Source organism: Streptomyces monticola (assembly GCF_042665355.1).
GTDB lineage: Bacteria > Actinomycetota > Actinomycetes > Streptomycetales > Streptomycetaceae > Streptomyces > Streptomyces monticola.
In genome coordinates this window covers 261718-279740 of record NZ_JBHTCF010000003.1, presented here as the reverse complement: position 1 = coordinate 279740, position 18023 = coordinate 261718, and the positions used below count along the sequence as shown (strand labels likewise).

General features: G+C 72.1%; 16 protein-coding genes. 3 read left to right on the top strand and 13 right to left on the bottom strand.

All coding sequences use genetic code 11. From position 1 onward, the window contains the following. Positions 1 to 107: 107 nt before the first annotated feature. Positions 108 to 2366, top strand: a complete 2259-nt coding sequence (locus ACFQVC_RS09670; protein ID WP_381828939.1) for a sulfatase-like hydrolase/transferase — start codon at positions 108 to 110, stop codon at positions 2364 to 2366. Positions 2367 to 2402: 36 nt separating this feature from the next. Here the strand turns inward: ACFQVC_RS09670 and ACFQVC_RS09665 are convergent, their stop codons facing one another. The 8 genes from ACFQVC_RS09665 to ACFQVC_RS09630 form a co-directional block, all read right to left on the bottom strand. Then, positions 2403 to 3035 (bottom strand): hypothetical protein, encoded by a 633-nt coding sequence (locus ACFQVC_RS09665; RefSeq protein WP_381828937.1) that lies wholly within the window; start codon positions 3033 to 3035, stop codon positions 2403 to 2405. Positions 3036 to 3180: 145 nt separating this feature from the next. Beyond that, positions 3181 to 4437, bottom strand: a complete 1257-nt coding sequence (locus ACFQVC_RS09660) for an amidohydrolase family protein (RefSeq protein WP_381828935.1) — start codon at positions 4435 to 4437, stop codon at positions 3181 to 3183. Positions 4438 to 4508: 71 nt separating this feature from the next. After that, entirely contained in the window at positions 4509 to 5711 is a 1203-nt protein-coding gene (locus ACFQVC_RS09655; RefSeq protein WP_381828933.1) for a DUF6545 domain-containing protein, read from the bottom strand. Further along, positions 5704 to 6141 (bottom strand): hypothetical protein, encoded by a 438-nt coding sequence (locus ACFQVC_RS09650; RefSeq protein ID WP_381828931.1) that lies wholly within the window; start codon positions 6139 to 6141, stop codon positions 5704 to 5706. Before ACFQVC_RS09650 ends, ACFQVC_RS09655 begins: the two co-directional genes overlap by 8 nt. A 167-nt stretch (positions 6142 to 6308) precedes the next feature. Then, positions 6309 to 7676, bottom strand: a complete 1368-nt coding sequence (locus ACFQVC_RS09645) for an acyl-CoA dehydrogenase family protein (RefSeq protein WP_381828929.1) — start codon at positions 7674 to 7676, stop codon at positions 6309 to 6311. Positions 7677 to 7754: 78 nt separating this feature from the next. Then, positions 7755 to 8756 carry a sulfite exporter TauE/SafE family protein gene (locus ACFQVC_RS09640; protein WP_381828927.1) on the bottom strand — a complete coding sequence of 334 codons (1002 nt, stop codon included), beginning with the start codon at positions 8754 to 8756 and terminating at the stop codon, positions 7755 to 7757. A gap of 172 nt (positions 8757 to 8928) precedes the next feature. Then, a complete protein-coding gene (locus ACFQVC_RS09635) occupies positions 8929 to 9786 on the bottom strand; it encodes a crotonase/enoyl-CoA hydratase family protein (protein WP_381828925.1) in 858 nt (285 codons plus the stop codon). Between the two features lie 81 nt (positions 9787 to 9867). Beyond that, on the bottom strand, positions 9868 to 10326 hold the full coding sequence (locus ACFQVC_RS09630) for an RrF2 family transcriptional regulator (protein WP_381828923.1): 459 nt from the start codon (positions 10324 to 10326) through the stop codon (positions 9868 to 9870). Positions 10327 to 10476: 150 nt separating this feature from the next. Between ACFQVC_RS09630 and ACFQVC_RS09625 the strand changes: the two genes are divergently transcribed. Both ACFQVC_RS09625 and ACFQVC_RS09620 read left to right on the top strand, forming a co-directional pair. After that, positions 10477 to 10569, top strand: a complete 93-nt coding sequence (locus ACFQVC_RS09625) for a putative leader peptide (RefSeq protein WP_381828921.1) — start codon at positions 10477 to 10479, stop codon at positions 10567 to 10569. 297 nt (positions 10570 to 10866) lie between these two features. Continuing rightward, a complete protein-coding gene (locus ACFQVC_RS09620) occupies positions 10867 to 11397 on the top strand; it encodes a winged helix-turn-helix domain-containing protein (RefSeq protein WP_381828919.1) in 531 nt (176 codons plus the stop codon). Between the two features lie 52 nt (positions 11398 to 11449). Here the strand turns inward: ACFQVC_RS09620 and ACFQVC_RS09615 are convergent, their stop codons facing one another. The 5 genes from ACFQVC_RS09615 to ACFQVC_RS09595 all read right to left on the bottom strand — a co-directional run bounded on the left by ACFQVC_RS09615 (position 11450) and on the right by ACFQVC_RS09595 (position 17950). Continuing rightward, complete coding sequence (locus ACFQVC_RS09615; RefSeq protein WP_381828917.1) at positions 11450 to 12313, bottom strand: maleylpyruvate isomerase family mycothiol-dependent enzyme; 864 nt, start codon at positions 12311 to 12313, stop codon at positions 11450 to 11452. Positions 12314 to 12460: 147 nt separating this feature from the next. Further along, positions 12461 to 14155 carry a dipeptide ABC transporter ATP-binding protein gene (locus tag ACFQVC_RS09610; protein WP_381828915.1) on the bottom strand — a complete coding sequence of 565 codons (1695 nt, stop codon included), beginning with the start codon at positions 14153 to 14155 and terminating at the stop codon, positions 12461 to 12463. Continuing rightward, complete coding sequence (locus ACFQVC_RS09605) at positions 14152 to 15159, bottom strand: ABC transporter permease (protein WP_381828914.1); 1008 nt, start codon at positions 15157 to 15159, stop codon at positions 14152 to 14154. The genes ACFQVC_RS09610 and ACFQVC_RS09605 overlap by 4 nt, the downstream gene beginning before the upstream one ends. Further along, positions 15156 to 16214, bottom strand: a complete 1059-nt coding sequence (locus tag ACFQVC_RS09600; protein ID WP_381828912.1) for an ABC transporter permease — start codon at positions 16212 to 16214, stop codon at positions 15156 to 15158. The genes ACFQVC_RS09605 and ACFQVC_RS09600 overlap by 4 nt, the downstream gene beginning before the upstream one ends. After that, a complete protein-coding gene (locus ACFQVC_RS09595; RefSeq protein ID WP_381828910.1) occupies positions 16214 to 17950 on the bottom strand; it encodes an ABC transporter substrate-binding protein in 1737 nt (578 codons plus the stop codon). Before ACFQVC_RS09595 ends, ACFQVC_RS09600 begins: the two co-directional genes overlap by 1 nt. Between the last annotated feature and the right edge of the window lie 73 nt (positions 17951 to 18023).

Here is an 18023-nt window from a genome sequence, read left to right as displayed (position 1 = left end):
TCCGAGGAGCCCGCGCGGAGCTCAGCCGCGCACGGCCCTTGTGGTCTCGGGGCGGACCCCGCACACTCGCCGGGTCCGCCCCGCAGCCGTTTCCGGGAGGCCGAGCCGTGCCCCGCGAGCCGAGACCGGACCCCGCAGGATCCGATGCCGCCTCCGGCGCGGCCGCCGCCCCCAATGTCGTCGTCATCGTCCTCGACGACCTCGGCTTCGCCCAACTCGGCTGCTACGGCGCCGACATGGACACCCCGCACATGGACCGCCTGGCCGCGGGCGGCCTGCGCTTCAACCGGTTCCATGTCACGGCCATGTGCTCGCCCACCCGTGCCTCGCTGCTCACCGGCCGCAACCATCACGCCGTCGGCATGGGCTTCCTCGTGGACCTGCCGATCGCGTACCCCGGCTACACCGCGCGGCTGCCCAAGTCCGCGGCTCCGCTGCCGCGGCTCCTGCGCGACGCCGGATACTCCACGCTCGCCGTCGGCAAGTGGCATCTGACCCCGCGCTGGGAACGCACCGCGTCCGGGCCCTTCGACCGCTGGCCGCTCGGCTACGGCTTCGAGCGCTTCTACGGGTTCCTGCAGGGCGACACCAACCACTGGGCGCCCCAACTGGTGCGCGACAACCACTACACCGAGCCCCCGGCGGGCCCGGACGACGGCTACCACCTCAGCGAGGACCTGGCCGGCACCGCGATCCGCATGGTCCTCGACCAGCATCACGCCACTCCGCACAAGCCCTTCTTCCTGTACTTCCCGCTGGGCGCGATGCACGCCCCGCACCATGTGGGGCGCGCGTGGAGCGACGTGTACCGCGGCCGCTTCGACGAGGGCTGGGAGCGCTGGCGCGAGCGTGCCTTCGCCCGCCAGGTGGAGCGCGGCATCGTGCCGGGCGATACGACGCTCACGCCCCGGCCGCCGTGGATCCCCGACTGGCGCGCCCTGGACGGCGACGAGCGGCGGCTGTTCGCGCGCATGCAGGAGGTGTACGCCGGGTTCCTCACGCACGCCGACGCCCAGATCGGCCGCCTCCTCGACTTCCTCGACCGCATCGGACGCCTCGACGACACCCTCGTCCTGCTCATGTCCGACAACGGCGCGAGCGCCGAGGGCGGGCAGCTCGGCACGCCCAACGAGCACCGGTTCACCGCCCGCATGGGCGACACCGCGGCCCGCAACCTGGCCGCGCTCGACGACTGGGGCGGCCCCGCCACGTATCCGCACTACGCCTGGGGCTGGGCCTGGGCGGGCAATACGCCGCTGCGCCTGTGGAAGCGCTACACGTGGCTGGGCGGCACACGCGCCCCGCTCGTCGCGCACTGGCCGCGCCGGATCCGCGACGCGGGCGCCGTCCGCCCGCAGTTCGCGCATGCCGTCGACCTGATGCCGACGATCCTGGACGCCTGCGGTGTCGCGGCACCGGACGTCGTGGACGGTGTGCCGCAGCAGCCGGTGGACGGCCGCAGCCTGCTCCCCGTGCTCGACGCGGCGGACGCGCCCGCGCCCCGGGGCACCCAGTACTTCGAGATGCTGGGCTCCCGGTCGATCGTGCACGGCGGCTGGAAGGCCACCACCGACCATGTCTCGCGCGGCGTCGCCGACGAGGAGCGGCTCCTGCCCGGCAGCCGGGACTTCGCCACCGACCGCTGGTCACTGTTCCGCCTGGACGAGGACTTTGCCGAGGCCCACGACGTGGCGGACCAACACCCCGATGTCGTAGGCGAGTTGGCGGAGCTGTGGTCGGACGAGGCCGAACGCAACCAGGTCCTGCCCCTGGACGACCGGATGCAGGAGCGCCTCTCGGCGATGATCCCGCCGGCACAGCCGCTGCCCGCGCGCGCCGTGTATCTCCCCGGCGGCGGCCCCGTCCACGACGAGGCGCTGCCCCTGCTCTTCGGCGGGTTCACGCTCACCGCCGACGCCGAAGTGCCCGCGGCCGGGGCGGAGGGAGTGCTGTGCGCACTCGGCGACCTGACGGGCGGCTTCGTCCTGTACGCCGACGCCGGGCGGCTCGCGTTCGCCTGCTCCCGCGCCGGTGACCTGGACGAGGTGCGGGCCCCCGAACCGCTGCTGCCGGGGCGGCAGTTGCTCGGTGTGCGCTACGACGCGAAGAAGGCCGTCTTCACCCTCTTCGCCGACGGCACGGACCTCGCGGAGGCCCCCCTCGGCGGCGCCTTCCCCTACACCTTCCAGCACGGCGGCACGGGCCTGTGCGTCGGCCACGACCGCGGCCTGCCCGTCGTCCCGGGCTACCGCCCCCCGCACGCCTGGACCGGCCCCCTGCACCACGTGGTCATCGACACCGCCCACGACCCGGCCCCGGTCCGCCCGGTACGCGACGCGATCCGCGACGCCCTGCACGGCGACTGAACTCGGGGGCAGTATCGGCGCGAGACCGCTGACGGCTCAGCCGCGGAACTCGGTGAGCTGCAGTCCGGCCATCACGACCGCCAGCGTCAGGAGGACTCGGCGGGCGAGGGCCGCCTCGGTGATCTCGGGGGTGCAGATCTTGCAGTCGAAGGCTCCCCGTCCGACGGTGAAGCCGTAGGCGTCGCCCTTGCGGAACTCGTACCGGTAGGGCATGTCCTCGGCGACGTCGACCGGGGAGCAGGTCCGGATGCTGGTCGGCATCAGGTGCCATGCGCGCCGCGCCACCGCGCGTGAGCGGCCCTCGTTGCCGAGGCAGAGACCGAGGCCGGGCTGCTCCAGACGCCAGGTCGGGCGCAGGGCCGAGCGTTTGACGTCCCGCCCGAACGTCCCGAGGGTCTTGCCCCGCGCGTCCGTCACCGTGTACGAGGACAACTGGCGGCTGGCGTTGCTGGCCGTGCCGTGCGCGACCACCTGCGTCCGGGCCTCGTCGGCGCTGAGGACGAGGTGCTGCTTGGCGCCCGATTCGCGGCCCTGATGGACATAGGCGACGGTGTTGCCGTCCTTTCCGTCGGGCAGCACGAGGCGCACCTCGTACGGGCCCTTGTGCAGCTTTCCCACACTCAATTGCCGCTGCCGCTGGAGCGCCGAGACGAGTTCGTCGACATTCATTCCCGCCTCCTTCGGCCATAGGGGCGCATACGGGGCCACGGCCCCGATGCTGTGCGGCGGGTCCGGTGAGTGCCACTCGACATCGGTCTCGATGCTCGCGGCCGGTCTGAGTCCTGGGCCGGTCTTGTGAACCTGGCCGGATCGGTCAGCTGCCCTGTCCGGCCCGCGAAGGCATCGTGGTGCCCGTGGTGCCCGTGGTGCCCGTGGTGCCCGTGGTGCCCGTGGCGCCCTCAACGACCGGGCGGCCCGCGAGGTACACCGCGTGAACCCGGCGCAGGGCCGTCAGGTCGTCGAGCGGATTGCCCGGTACGGCCAGGAGGTCGGCGTCGTGGCCGGGGGCTATGCGGCCCTTGTGGCCGGTGAGGTTCAGGGCTTCGGCGGCCAGGGAGGTGACCGAGGCCAGGGCCGAGGTGGGGGTGCCGACGCGGGAGGCGAAGTAGGCGAGGTCGGCGGGCAGGATGTCGTGCGGCTTGTGCGGGTTGATGCCCGCGTCGGTGCAGCACAGGGTGCGCACGCCCAGGCGGTGCATGGTGGCGTGGTTCCCCCAGTACGGGTCGAGGGTCCCGAGGACCGCGGGCGGCATATCGGCCCGGGGGCGTGCCACCGTGCAGCCGACGAAGACGCCGCGTTCGGCGATGGCCTCGGCGGTGCGCGGATCGAAGCGGATGCCGTCCGGGGTCATGAACGTGCAGTGCTCGATGCCGTCGACTCCGGCCGCCACGGCGTCCGCGATGCCCTGCGCGGCGTGGGCGTGCGCGGTGACGGGCAGGCCGTGGGCGTGTGCGGCCTCGGTGACGGCGCGCAGTTCGGCCAGGTCGTACTGACCGCCGCCGGGCCGTGAGCCCTTGGTGGTCATGCCGCCGGTCGCCATGATCTTGACGAGGTCCACGCCGTTGCGGGCCCGCTCCGCCACGGCGGCCACCGCCTGTGCCACGCCTTCGGCCTCGCCGCCGAGGTACCAGCAGTGGCCGCCGGCGCTGGTGAGCGGGGGGCCGGATGCGACGATCCGCGGTCCAGGGACCCCGCCCGCGTACTCCTCGCGAAGGCGGAGCGCCAGGTAGCCGCGGTCGCCCAGATCGCGGACCGTCGTGACGCCGGCCCGCAGCGCGCGGGCGGCATGGGCGCGCATCCGGGACAGCACGGTGGCATCGTCGTCCGCGACCATCTGCCGCTCCGTGTCGCCCGCCGGGTCGAAGGCGAGATGGGTGTGGGCGTCCACCAGGCCCGGCAGGAGCGTGACATCGCCGAGGTCGGTGACCGCCGCGTCGGCGGGCGGTGCGGCCCCGGTGAAGTCGACGTCGCTGATCCGCCCTTGCTCGACCAGGACCATCACAGGACCCGGTCGCAGGGCTTCGCCGTCGAAGAGCCGGGCGGCGCGCAGGGCGAGCCGGGGGTTGTCCATGCGTGCTCCGCTTTACGGTACTTACGTGTGGGGGGTGTGCGTGTGCGGACCCGTGGGAGTGGGCGTGGGCCTCAATTCACCGCGCCCTGTGGGCTTTTGTGTACCTGCGTGGCGAATTCGGTGACGCGCCGGGATCCGAGGAAGCGGTAAAGGCGGAGGAGATAGCTGATCTCGCGGTGCATCGTCGATTCGCTGCCGTGTACCTCGGGCAGCAGATCCTGCTGCAATTCCTCGTGAATCTTCGGGGCCCCGGCGAGCGCGTCACGGCGGGCCGCCTCTATCCAGCAGGCGGTGGCCAGGAGCCGGTCGCGTTCGTGCCGGTCCGCGTCGGGCGCCTGCTGTGCGGCCTGCCGCAGAAGCTGTTCCGTGGCCCAGCCGTCCCGCAGGAAAATGATGCTGTCGCGGATGTCGATGACCCGCTGGTGCAACAGCTCCCAGGAATTGCGGAACGTCAGCAGATCGGACATACGTGACTGCGGTGTCACCACCAGGAGTTCGGGTGTCGCCTGCCGCAGCATCCGCCAAAGGCGGAAGATCCGCTGGCGCCGGTACCAGAACAGGGACGCCTTGCGCAGCGGGTCGATCGCGGCGAGCGAGCAGCCGATCGCGACCAGGACGAAGCGCGCGAACGAACACCAGAAACCGGCGAGTTGAAGTGACGAGGCGACCTGCGGGTCAAACCAGCGGATGGCCCGGATCGCCAGATACGGCACCTCCGCCGTGGTGCCGACGGCGAGCAGCAGCACACTCAGGCGCAGTACCGGGCTGACCATCTTCAGGCCGTAACGCCAGAACACCGCGCCCGCCCCGATGGCGGTGAGCAGCCCGTAGCCGATCCAGACGATCGCGTACGCCACCCACCAGCCGCGCGCCTGCTCGCCGTAGCGGTCCTGCTCGGGAGTGAGGACGAAGAACACGACGGCGAGGACGGCCACGGTCGCCGCGCACACCAGCGGGGCCCGCCGCAGCCAGGCCGGCGTCGGATGCCCGACGGTGCGAAGCGAGAGGGCGAACCACCACACGACGGCGAAGTCGGTGAGCGCGATCAGGGCGACGGCCAGCTCACCGGCCTTGGGGACCCCGGTCGTCTCGTCGACCCAGGCACCCACCTCGGCCTGGATGAACAGGGAACCGGCCGCGAGCACCAACAGCACGACCCAGACGGGGCGTTGGCGGGAGCGCCACAGCGCGGGGATGCGGACGACGAGCACGGCCCAGACGATGGCGAGAATGACGCCGCGCATGGTCTCGACCCAGGCGGGGACGTTATGCACCGCACGTTCCTCCGAGCAGTTCTTCGGCGCGTAGCTCCACCGGTCCAACGCCCTTGGGGCGCAACCGGCCGACCTTCTTCAGGGCGAGGGCCGCGAAGGTCTCCGCGAGCTCCTCTTCCGCGTCGCTGTGGGCGGTGGGCGTGCGAGTCGCCACTCTTTGTGCTGCCTTTCCGGGGCCGACGAGCATATGGCAGATTTCGTGCAGAATGATGTGATCCCTGTGGTAGCCCGTGGCCGACGACCGGTACAGAATGCGGTCGCCCCTGCCGTCGTCGATCCACATGCCGAAGGGAAATTCGGGCAGATCGACCGCGTGCAGCGTCAACGGCCGGCCCCGGCTCTCGGACAGGGACCGGCAGAGGGCTTCCACGTCCCACGGCCGGGGAAACTCCGGGAGCCGCGCGAGGAGCCTCTTCGCGGTGCGCCGCATATGCCTGTGAGTTATGGGCTCGGAACCTTCCGTGTGTACGCGGTCGCCGTCGGCTCATCGCTCCTGAAGGGATTACGCGATACGGCGCGGTACATGTAACAGCGTGATTCCGGTGCCAGCCAGAAGAAAACAAGTCATCTGCGGACTCAGGTGCGGGCCGCGGTCGTTCAGGCGCGCAGCGTCAGCGGTGGGGGAGTGCCGTTGAGGTAGTGGTCGCCGATGGCGCGCAGGCGGCGGCTGGGGGAGTCGAGTGCGGTCAGGACCCGCGCGTTGCGCCAGAACCGGTCGAACCCCGGCGGCTGCCCCGTGCCTTCGGTCCGCGCGGTCGCCGTGTCGTCGGCCCGCGCGGTGAGTTCCAGGACGCGGGTCGTGATCCGCAGCGCGGCCTGCGCGGTGACGGCTTCTGCCGCGGACACCAGGACGGCGATCTCGGCGCGCTCGTCGATGTCGAGCGCCGCTCCCCGCAGCAGCCCCTGAGCAAGGGCCTCGGAAGCACGGGCCACGACGGCACCGGCCGTGTGCGCGGAAGTCGCCAACTCCCCGTAGGCGAGAAGGAGATAGGGGTCATCGGCCGCCGGGCCCACGTCGTACCGGTCGCTGCCGCCGTACCCGTACCCGTCGTCCCTGTGCCCGTGTCCGTATCCGTCCGCGTACCCGTCCGCGTATACGGGCAGGTGCCCACCGGTGCCTGGCGCGGCCACCGGGCCGCCGTGCGGGGACGCGAGGCTGGCGTCGCGGGCCTCGGCGAGCGCTCCCTCCGCGTTGCCCAGGCCGACTTGGGTGAGCATCAGGCGCAGGGCGAGCGGCGCGAGCGCGGTGAACGGGGAGATCGCGTGCTCGTCGCGCGGCACCAGGCCCAGGATGTGGGCGGCGGCGACCGGCACGTTCTCCATGCCGAGCGTGCCCGCCCCGGTGAGCCGCTGCCCGAGCCGGTCATGGGCCGGTTCCGCGCTCACGCCCGGGTGCGCCGGGTCCACGACCGCGATCAGCGTCTCACCGGTGTCGGCGCGCGGTGCGGCGAGCACGAAGCGGTCGGCGACGGATGCCCCGGCCGCGAGCGCCCTGCGCCCGTTGAGGACATATCCGCCGCGCGCGGGGGTCAGGGTGAGCCGGCCCGGTGAGCGGCCGTGTGCCTCGGCCGGTTCGGTGGCTCCGCCCCACAGCCAGTGCTCTGCGGCGGCCCGTGCCTCCAGGGTGCCGGCCGTGCGCGGGCCGCCGAAGAAGCGCGGCGCCCATCCCGATACGTAATGGTGGGCGAGGAGTTCACCCACGGAGCTGTCCGCCGCCGCGATCTGCCGTACGACGGCACAGGCGGTCAGCCAGTCGGCGCCGCGCCCCTGCGGGCCCGGCGGGGTCAGGAAGGCGAGCAGCCCCGCCTCCCGGAGCCGGGCCGCCTCGTCGAACGGCGGCTTGCCCGCGCGGTCCCTGGCCGCCGCGTCGACGGCGAGGTCGTCCGCGACCTCTTGGGCGACGCGTGGCCACCTGCCCTGGCCTGCGGGGGCGTTCGGCGCATCCGGTGCGGTTGGTGCGGACACGCTGGACCTCCGCGTCGGGTCGGGTGGACGGATGGATGGATGGGCGGATGGATGGTCGGGCCCCTCATGTCGCCGCCATCAGACCCTGGAGGTCTCGTCGACAGGGGCGGCGCGGGTGGCACCGGCGTAAGTGGTTTCGGAGATGCCGGTGGTGTCGGCGGTGTCGGCTGCGCCTGGCGCGCCGGACCCGGCGGCCACGGGCTCACGGGGCGCGGTCCGCTGACGCAGGTGGGCCCGGATCGAGTACGCGAGGGCCGCCGCCCACACCGCGTAGATCAGGCCGTACGCCGCCCACTGCACGCCGTCGGACGCGCCGAGCCAGTCGCTCCGCAGCAGGGTGCGGACGTTCGTGAGGACGATGATGCCGCCCACGGCCGAGCCGAGGACGCGCGGCGGTACATGGCGCACCAGCCAGGCGGCGACGGGGGCGGCGATCAGGCCGCCCGCCAGCAGGGCGCCCGCCCAGGCCATGTTGACGCCTTCGGAGCCGAGGCCGACGAGGAAGCCGAGGCTGGCGGCGACGGCGACGAGGAACTCGCTCGTGTCGACCGAGCCGATCACCTTGCGCGGTTCGAGCCGCCCGCTGGCCAGGATCGCCGGGGTGCCGACGGGCCCCCAGCCGCCGCCCCCGGTGGCGTCCAGGAACCCGGCGACCACGCCGAGCGGCGACAGGAACCGTTTGCGCAGCGGCTTGCCGAGATTGCCGGACGGCAGGCCCATGAAGGTGAAGCGGGTCAGTACGTAGAGGCCGAGCGCCAGCAGGATCAGGGCCATCGCGGGCTCTGCGAGTTCGGTGGAGAGGCTGGACAGGAAGGTGGCACCGGCGAACGCGCCGACCGCTCCGGGCAGCCCGATCTTCGCCACGACCCGCCAGTCGACGTTCCCGAACCGCCAGTGGGCGACTCCGGACGCCAGCGTGGTTCCGATCTCGGCGAGGTGCACGGTGGCGGACGCGGCCGCGGGGTTGGTGCCGATGGCGAGCAGCAGGGTGGTGGACGTGACGCCGTAGGCCATGCCGAGGCTGCCGTCCACCAGTTGGGCACCGAGCCCGGCCAGGGCCAGCAGGATCAGTGTTCTCACGTCCACCTCGCAGGTTGCTTCCCTAGTTTTCCCACTTGATTGATAGGAATAGTGAGTGCGAACGGGCCGTAGAACAAGGGGGTGTTCAGTCACTGGACAGCACCGCCTCGAATAGTGAGACGAGCGTGCGGCTGGCGGTGCGGCGGGTCTCAGTCGGGGCCCGGTCCGTGTCTCAGTCGGTGAACGAACCGTGGCGGCCCGCGCCGGACGCGAACCGGGCGGCGCCGGACAGGGTTTCACCTGCGGTGAGCGGCACCAGGCCGTGCTGGAACTCGGCGGCCAGGGCGTCCGGTTCGCTCAGTCCGTGCTGTTCGCGTACGGAGAGACGGTCGTGGCGCATGCACAACTGCGGGAACGCGGCGAGCTCGTGGGCGAGCCGCTCCGCCGCCGCGCGGGCCTCGCCCGGCGGGACGAGGCGGTTGGCCAGCCCGATGTCGTACGCCTCCTGCGCGGGGACGGCCCGGCCCGTGAGAATCAGGTCCATGGCGCGGCTCTCGCCGATCAGGCGCGGCAGCCGCACCGTGCCGCCGTCGATGAGCGGCACGCCCCAGCGGCGGCAGAACACGCCGAAGACCGCGTCCTCCTCGGCGACCCGCAGGTCGCACCAGAGGGCGAGTTCGAGTCCTCCGGCCACCGCGTGGCCGCTCACCGCGGCGATCACGGGCTTGGACAGGCGCATCCTGGTGGGGCCCATGGGTCCGGCGCCGTCGGCCGCGAGCCTGTTGCCCTGCTCGGTGCCGACGGCCTTGAGGTCGGCGCCGGCGCAGAACGTGCCGCCCTCGCCCCACAGCACGGCGACCGCGGCGTCCGGGTCGGCCTCGAACGCACGGAAGGCGTCGGCGAGTTGGGCGGCCGTCGGGCCGTCGACCGCGTTGCGGACGGCGGGCCGGCTCAGCACGACGGTGCGGACGGGGCCGTCGTGCTCGGTCCGGACCGCGGGACGGGGCGACTCGGGTGAGTTGGCCGGGCCTGCTGAGTTGGATGACTCGGGCGGGTTGGGCGACTCGGGTGAGTTGGGTGACTTGGGCACGGCAGAACCCCCAGGTGGTCTGTGGTGCGCGGGTGTCCGCAGCGTATCTGTGCGGGTCCCGCCGGGCTCAGGGGGTGGGCGTCAGGGGTTCGTCCAGGCCGCCGGGTTCTTCGTCAGGCCGATCACGTTCTCGGGGAGTCCGGCCGAGGCCACATCCGCGAGCGAGACGCCCTCCAGGATCTGGCGGACGTTGGCCCGCACCGCGATCCACAGCGGCAGCAGGGACTCGGCGGGCCCGGAGTACGACAGCTCGGGCGGACGCACTCCCCGCACCGAGACCAGCGGTCCGTCCACGGTGCGGATGACATCGGCGATGCTGATCTCGGACGCCGGGCGGGCGAGCCGGTAACCGCCGTTGCCGCCGCGCTGGCTGAGGACGAGGCCGCCGCGGCGCATGTCGTTGAGGATGCCCTCCAGGAACTTGTGCGGAATCTCCTGCGCACCGGCGATGGCCTCGGCCTTCAGTGGCCCGGCGTCCGTGCACGCGGCTAGCTGGAGCGCGGCGCGCACCGCGTAGTCCGCCCTGGCTGAGATTCGCATGCCTGCAGTATTCCGTACGCCATTCCGTACGCCATTCCGTCCGCCATTCCGTACGTCCGGGGCGGACGCTTTCCCCGTTCCCGGGGTGCCCTCAATCTTTCCCTAGTATTTTGCTAGGAAACATTGACGCAGGTCCCGCGGGCACGGAGGATGGGGGACATGTCCCGTACGCAGCAGCCGCTCGTCCGCCGCAGGCACGTCGACTTCCGTCGCGTCGCCAGCGCCGTCTGCTGTCGCGCTTAAGAGGCGCTCGGGACGGGATCCGGCCCCGGAGGCGAGGGCGCCGCTGCGCCGATCGCCGTGAGCCCGGACAGCCGCGGGATCCAGGGCCCGCAAGGGTGTACGTCCGAACCCGCGCTCTCAACTCCCCGCGTCACCGGGCCAGTTGCCGTCACGGCGGCCTTTCTCACCCTCCCGGTTTCCCGGCTTCCCGGCCTCCCGCCTTCTCGCTTTCTCGGCGTGAGGCCCCCGTCGCATCCTCCCGGCTGCGGCGCCCGCTCCGCCGTATCCGGCCCCAGCGAACAGTGAATGAGGATCGCCATGACCACGGCCCTGCCCGTCTCCGCCCCCGCCGCGCCCTCCGTCCCGCGCCACCTGCACCCGGTTTCCGAGGGTGCCCGGGGGTTCGTCGGATATCTCGTCCTCCTGCCGGAGGGCACCGATCCCACGGAACTCTTCGCCCGCCACGGCATCAGGCCGCAGCTCCAGGCACTTCCTGCCGCGGACGCTCCGTATACCGGCACCCCGCCCTCATCTCCGTCGCCGTCGCCGTTCTCGCCGCGCGGTGGTGTGCGGATCGACTCCGAGCGGCATGTCGCCGAGCTCGACGGACGTGAACTCGACCTCACATACCTGGAGTTCGAGCTGCTCGCGCAGTTGGTGGGGCACCCGCAGCGGGTGCACTCGCGCGAGTATCTGGTCTCCCGTGTGTGGGGCTACGGCCACGTCGGCGACGGCCGTACGGTCGATGTCCATATCGCCCGGCTCCGTCGCAAGCTCGGCGAGGCCCATCGCCGGAGCATCGTGACGGTGCGGCGGGTGGGCTACAAGTACGTACCCGTCGAGGACTGAACGGCGACGCACGTCGTCAGTGCGTCAATACCTTGGCGCCTCAGTAGACGATTCAGTAGATGATGGACACGATCCGGCAGGCCGCTTCGGCGAGTTGAGGGTCGCCGTCGATGTGCGCGCGGCTCAGGGCGGTGGCCGGGTGGATGCCGCGGGTGCAGAGCCGCCAGGCCGTCTCCGCGTCCAGGCCGAGGCGCGCGGCCGAGTGCCCGGCGGCGGGCTCGGCCAGCGTCCAGCGGTCGCCGGTCGCGGTGACCGTCCACGTGCCCCCGGCCGGTCCGCCGACGTCGACCCGGACCTGTGTGCCGGCGGGCGCGTCGACCTCGCGCAGCGTGTGCGGCAGCGCCCGCATGAACGTGTCCAGGACCACGGACAGGAGCCGTGGCTCGGGGTCGGTGTCCTGGCCGGTGGCGTGCCGGATCTGCTGGCGATGCGTCCAGAACTCGGTGAAGTCACGGGCGCAGTCGAGCCACATGGGCGCCGGGTCGGCGCCGGCCCATGACACTCCCATCGAGGGCGCGTCGGGGTCGACGCCCGCGAAGAAGCGGGCGAGCTGCGCGCCGACCAGGTCCAGGGTGTCGGTGAGCGCTGCGGGGCTCACCCGCGTGTGAGCGTCCACCCACTCCTGGTTGATGCGGTGGATGAACGCCTCCAGCGTCTCGCCCGGCGCGGGGGCGGGGCCTCCCCGGTGGCCGTCACGGGCGCTTCCGAGCCGGCCGTAGAAGTCGCCGAGCAGATGCGCGGCCAGATCGCGCACGGTCCACCCCGGCAGCGCCTCCCGCCCCCAGTCGGGGGCCGCCAGGCCACGCAAGGTGGCCATCAGCGCGGCCTGTTCGGGTACGAAGAGCGGACGGGCGTCGATCGGGTCACCGAGCCAGGCGTACTCGCGTTCCGGGTTCCTGTGGTCCTTGGAACTCATGCGGCCAGTGTGACGAGCGGGCTCCCGGGTCTGCCACGCGATTTCCTGCACCCGGACTGCTCCGGCACCGCTCACCCGCCGAAGCGGCCCCTGGCCTCCCCCCTCCGGACGCCAAGGGCCGGCACACGCCGGTGGCGCCCCCTCACCTCACCCCGCCATCCGCATCCCCTCCCGCGTGGCCGAGCGGGCCGACCTGCGGGCCGTGGCCTCCTGCGGGTCGAGGACCGGCACCGCTGCCAACAGGGCCTTGGTGTACGGGTCTTGAGGGTGGTCGTAGACCGTGTTCACCGGGCCCTCCTCGACGATCGCACCGGCGCGCAGCACCGCGACCCGGTCGGCGGCCTGGCGTACCACCGCCAGGTCGTGGGCGATGAGGACCAGGGCGAGGCCCAGTTCGCGCTGCAGTTCGCTGAGCAGGCCGAGGACCTGGGCCTGTGTCGTGACGTCGAGCGCGGAGACCGGCTCGTCGCACACGATCAGCTTCGGCTCGGGTGCGAGCGCGCGGGCGATGCCGACGCGCTGGCGCTGGCCGCCGCTCAGCTCGTGCGGGTAGCGGTGGTACCAGCGCGGGTCCAGGCCCACCCGTTCCAGGAGTTCACCCGCGCGCCGGGTGATCTCGGTGTCCGTGAGGGCGCCCGCCGCGCGCAACGGGTCGGCGACCGACTCCCCGATGCCACGGCGCGGATTCAGCGAGGACACCGGGTCCTGGAACACCATCTGCAGTTCGCTGCGCATCCCGGTCAGCGCACGGCCCCGGTAGCGCACCTGTCCGCCGCTGGGTTCGAGCAGCCGTACCAGCATCCGGCCGAGGGTGGTCTTGCCGCTGCCCGACTCCCCGACGACACCGAGCGTCTCGCCCTCCGAGACGGTCAGGGACACCCCGTCCACCGCCGTCGTACGCCTCTTCCTGCGCCCGAACTCCCTCCGTACCGCGACGGTTTCGAGGAGCACATCGCCGCCTGAGGCGGGCGCTGCGCCGCGCGGCGCCTCGGCACGCGGCGTCTCCACGCGAGGCACCGCCGCCAGCAGTGCCCGCGTGTACGGCTCCGCCGGTGCCGTGAGGACGCGGCCCACGGGGCCGCGTTCGCCGGCCCGGCCGTCGCGCATGACCAGCATGTCGTCGACGCTGCCCGCGACCACGCCGAGGTCGTGCGAGACGAGGACCAGGCCCATGCCGGTCTCGGCCCGCAACTCGTGCAGCAGGTCGAGGATCTGAGCCTGCACGGTGACGTCGAGCGCCGTGGTCGGCTCGTCGGCGACCAGGACCCGCGGCTCGCAGGCGAGGGCCATCGCGATCAGGGCCCGCTGGCGCATACCGCCGCTGAACTCGTGCGGCCGTGACCGCGAGCGGCGGGCCGCGTCGGCGATGCCGACCCGGTCGAGCACCGTGACCGCCCGGTCGCGTGCGGCCCGGCGTGACACCTGCGGCGCGTGGGTGCGGTGGACCTCCGCGATCTGGTCGCCGATCGCCATATAGGGGTCGAGGGACGACAACGGATCCTGGAAGATCATCGCGGCCGTGTCGCCGCGCAGCCGCTTGAGTTCACGCGCCGACGCGGCGCCCACGTCGATGCCGCCGACACGCACCGTGCCGGTCAGCCGCGCCCCCGTACCCCGGTGCAGGCCGAGCAGCGCACCGGCGACGGTGGACTTGCCGGATCCGGACTCGCCGACGATGCCGAGCGCCCGCCCGGGGGAGAGGGTGAAGGAGAGGTCGTCCACCGCGCGCACCGAGCCGCCGCCGACAGGGAATTCGACCGTCAACTCCCGCACATCGATAAGCGGTTCGGCCCCTGCGGCCCCCGTATCCGTAGCAGCGAGTTCTTCGCGTACCGCCGTCACGACAGCACCACCCTTCGGTCGGCGAGCGCGTAGACGACATCCGCCACGGCGCTCGCGAGGACGACGGCGGCGCCGATGACGAGAACCACGCCGACGACCACCGGCAGATCGACCTTGTTGACGCTCTCGATGAGCAGACGGCCGAGCCCCGGCAGCCCGAACAGCGACTCGGTGAGCATGGCGCCGCCCATCATGGAACCGAGGTCGACGGCGGTCAGGGCCACCACCGGGGGCAGCGCCCCGCGCAGGGCGTGCCGCGTGACCACGGCACGCTCACTCACCCCGTACGCACGGAAGGTGCGGATGTGGTCCTCGGCGAGAACCTCCAGGGTCGCGGAGCGGGTCAGGCGCGCGTACTTGGCGCTCTCGAACAGGCCGAGCGTCAGCCAGGGGAGCAGCATGTTCCACGCCCACTGCTCCGGGTCCTGCGAGAGCGGGACGTACGACGGGAACGGCAGCCACTGCAGATACGCGCAGACCAGCATCAGCAGAAGCAGACCCAGGATGAACACGGGAGTTCCCGTGCCGGCCAGGGTGAGGACCGTCAGCACGCGCTCGGTGAGGCCGCCGCGGCGCAGCGCCGAGAGCAGCCCCGTGCCGACGCCGAGCACCAGCCACACCACCATCGCGCCGAGCGCGAGGGACAGCGTGACCGGCAGGCCTTCGAGGATGAGGGCCGTCACGGCCTGGTCGTTCTGGTGCGACAGGCCGAGGCAGGGTGCGCCGCAGTGCTGGACCGCGGCGCCGGAGCCGAAGTCGCGGCCCGCGAACAGGCCCTGCAGGAAGTGCAGATACTGCGCGTACACCGACTGGTCGAGGCCGAGCCGCTCGCGGACCTGGGCGACCTGCGCCGGGTTGCAGCGCTCCCCGCAGGCGAGCCGCGCCGGGTCGCCGGGGACCAGGTAGAACAGCGCGTACAGGGCGATGGACAGGACCAGGAGCACCAGGAGCGCTCCGGCGAGGCGTTGGGCCGCGAACCTCGCGGCCGGGAAACGGTCAGTCATGCTTCTGCCCCCCCGCTGCCCCCGCTGCCCCCGCTGCCCCTGCTTTCCTGCTTCCCCCCGCGCCTCGTACCGGGTCGGCCCGTCTCGCGTCCCACCCGCAGCCGGCTCGCCTCGCGCGGATCGAGCGCCGTGCGCACCGCGTCGCCGAGCACCGTGAACGCGAGCACGGTCACGAACAGCAGTCCGGACGGCACGAGCACGTACATGGGGTCGGCGCGGAACCAGGTGCTCGCCGTCGACAGCATCTGCCCCCACGACGGCGTCGGCGGCTTGACGCCCATGCCGAGGAACGACAGGGACGCCTCCAGGACGATGTTGACCGGCAGCAGGATCGCCGCGAACGTGAACACAGGGGCCGCCAGTGACGGCAGCAGTTCGCGCCGCACGACCCGAAGTGGCCCGGAGCCGCCGAGCCGCGCGGCGGCGACGAAGTCGAGGCGGCCGAGGGTGAGCGTCTGGGCCCGTACGAGGCGTGCCGTACCGGCCCAGCCGAGCACGCCCATGACGAGGATCAGCAGCAGCGGCCGCGGGAAGTCCTGCGGCACCACCGTGGTCAGGGCGATGGCGAGGACCAGCATGGGCAGCGCCACCATCACGTCCGTGACGCGGCTGAGCACCTGGTCCGCCCAGCGCCGGCCGAGCGCCGCTGCCAGACCGACGCTCACCCCGATCACCAGCTGCAGGAGCGTCGCACCGACCGCGACGAACAGCGAGATCCGCGCCCCGTACACCAGACGCGCGAACAGGTCGCGTCCCGTGCCCGGTTCGACGCCGAGCCAGTGCTCGCCGCTGACCCCGCCGAAGGCGCCCCTGGGTGCGCCGCCGCTCGCGGAGTCCACCAGGCCGTCGTGGTACGTGTACGGGTCCTGGCCGTTCAGGTGGGTGAGCAGCGGCGCGGCGAGCGCCGCGAGGATGAGTACGGCGAGCACCGCGGCCGCGACGACGGCCGAGCGGCGTGCGCGCAGGCGCCGCCACACGCCGTGCGCTCCTTCGGAAGGCCCCGGGGCGGCGGCCTGCTCGGCCGCCCCGGGAGCCAACACGTCCTGTACCGCCATTACTTGACCGCCACCTGCGAGATGTCCAGGACGCCGGTCCAGTCGCTGATGACGACGTTCTTGATGTCCTTGCCGACCAGGCGCTGGTAGACCGGGTGGTACAGCGGCACGGAAAGGGCCTGCTCACCGATCTTCTTGTCCAGGGCGCCCCAGCGCTTCGCGGCTGCTTCCAGATCGGTGATCCTGCCGATGGCGTCGATCTCCTTGTTCACGGCCGGGTCGTCGAGCTTGGCGTGGTTGAAGTTGGCGCCGTTCCGCACGATCTGCCGGCCGTCGAAGATCGGGGCGAGGAAGGGGTAGCCGGCCGGCCAGTCGGCGCCCCAGCGCGAGAGGAAGAGGCCGGGGGAGTTCTCGGCGTCCCAGCGCTTCTCGTCGAACTCGTTCTTCTCCAGGCCCCGCAGCTCGACCTTGATGCCGGCCTTCGCCAGCGACTGCTGGATCGCGGAGGCCACCTTCGGGCCGACCTCGCCCTCCTCGGTGGAGTGCGTGAGGGTGATCGTGAGGCCCTTCTTGTAACCGGCCTTCGCCAGCACCTCCTTGGCCTTCTGCGGGTTGCCGTTCTTCCCCGCGGGGAAGTGGTCGTACGGCGTGTGGCCGAAGGCCTTCTGGTTCGGCAGGAACGTGGTGGCGGGCTCGGCGAGCGAGCTGCCGCCGACGGCGTTGACGACACTGCCGCGGCCGATCGCGTACGAAATCGCCTGGCGCACCGCGGGCTTGTCGAAGGGCTTCACGTCCGGGTTGAACGCCAGGTAGTTCGTGTAGCCGAAGTGGCCTGTGCCGACCCGGGACTTGAGGGCCTTGTTCTGGCCGATCTGGGCGAGCTCGGCCGGGCCGAGGTTGGTGTCGGTGGTGATGGCCGCGGCGTCCGCGCCCGAACTGGTCGAAAGCCGCTGGTTGATGACGGCCGGGTCGAGACCGGAGCGCACATCGATGGTGTCCGGGTAGGCCTTGCGCTGGTCGTCGGTCGAGGGCGACCAGTGCGGGTTGCGCTCCAGCTGCAGCCGCTCCCCGTCGTTGGTGTTCTCGACCACCTTGTACGGGCCGGAGGACAGGGGGTGCTCCTCGTACTTGGTGACCGTGTCCTTCTTCTTCGGCACCGGCGTGAACTGTGTCTGGGTGGCCAGATAGGGGAAGTCACCGACGGGCCGGTTCAGCTTGAAGACGATGGTGTGCGCGTCGGGCGTCTCGATCGAGTCGAGGCTCTTCTTGCCCTGCTTCCCCTGCTTGCCCTTGCCGAAGGGGCCCTCGTAGTCGGCGCCGCCGATCAGCCAGTCCCTCAAGTACGGTGCGCCGCCCGAGAGTTCGGCCGCGAAGGAGCGCTCCACGCCGTACTTGATGTCGGCGGAGGTGATCGGCGAGCCGTCCTCGTACTTGAGGCCCTTCTTGAGCTTGTACGTCCACACCGTGGCGCCCTTGCTCGGCGTGCCGAGCCCGGTGGCGAGGTCGGGGACGACCTTGGTGCCCTCGGCGCCGTCGGCCCGCTTGCGGGTGGTGAGCGTACGGAAGACGAGCGAGGGCACATTGCCGCCGCCCGAGGTGTACTGGCGCGCCGGGTCGAAGTCGGCCAGCGGGTCGGTGTTGAGGACCGTGAGCTTGCCGCCCTTGGCGGGCTTGCCGCCGCTCTGCGCACCGCCCGCGCCGCCGTCGGGGCCCGCGCAGGCGGCGAGCCCGCCGGCCAGGGTCAGGCTGACGACGGAGGCGGCGGCGCGCCGGTACATGGCTCTGCGATCACGCATGGGAAAGATGCCTTTCGGGGCAGGAGATGCCGTCGGAAGGCGGGCGTGGCAGCGGGAGTTCGCTCAAGCCGTG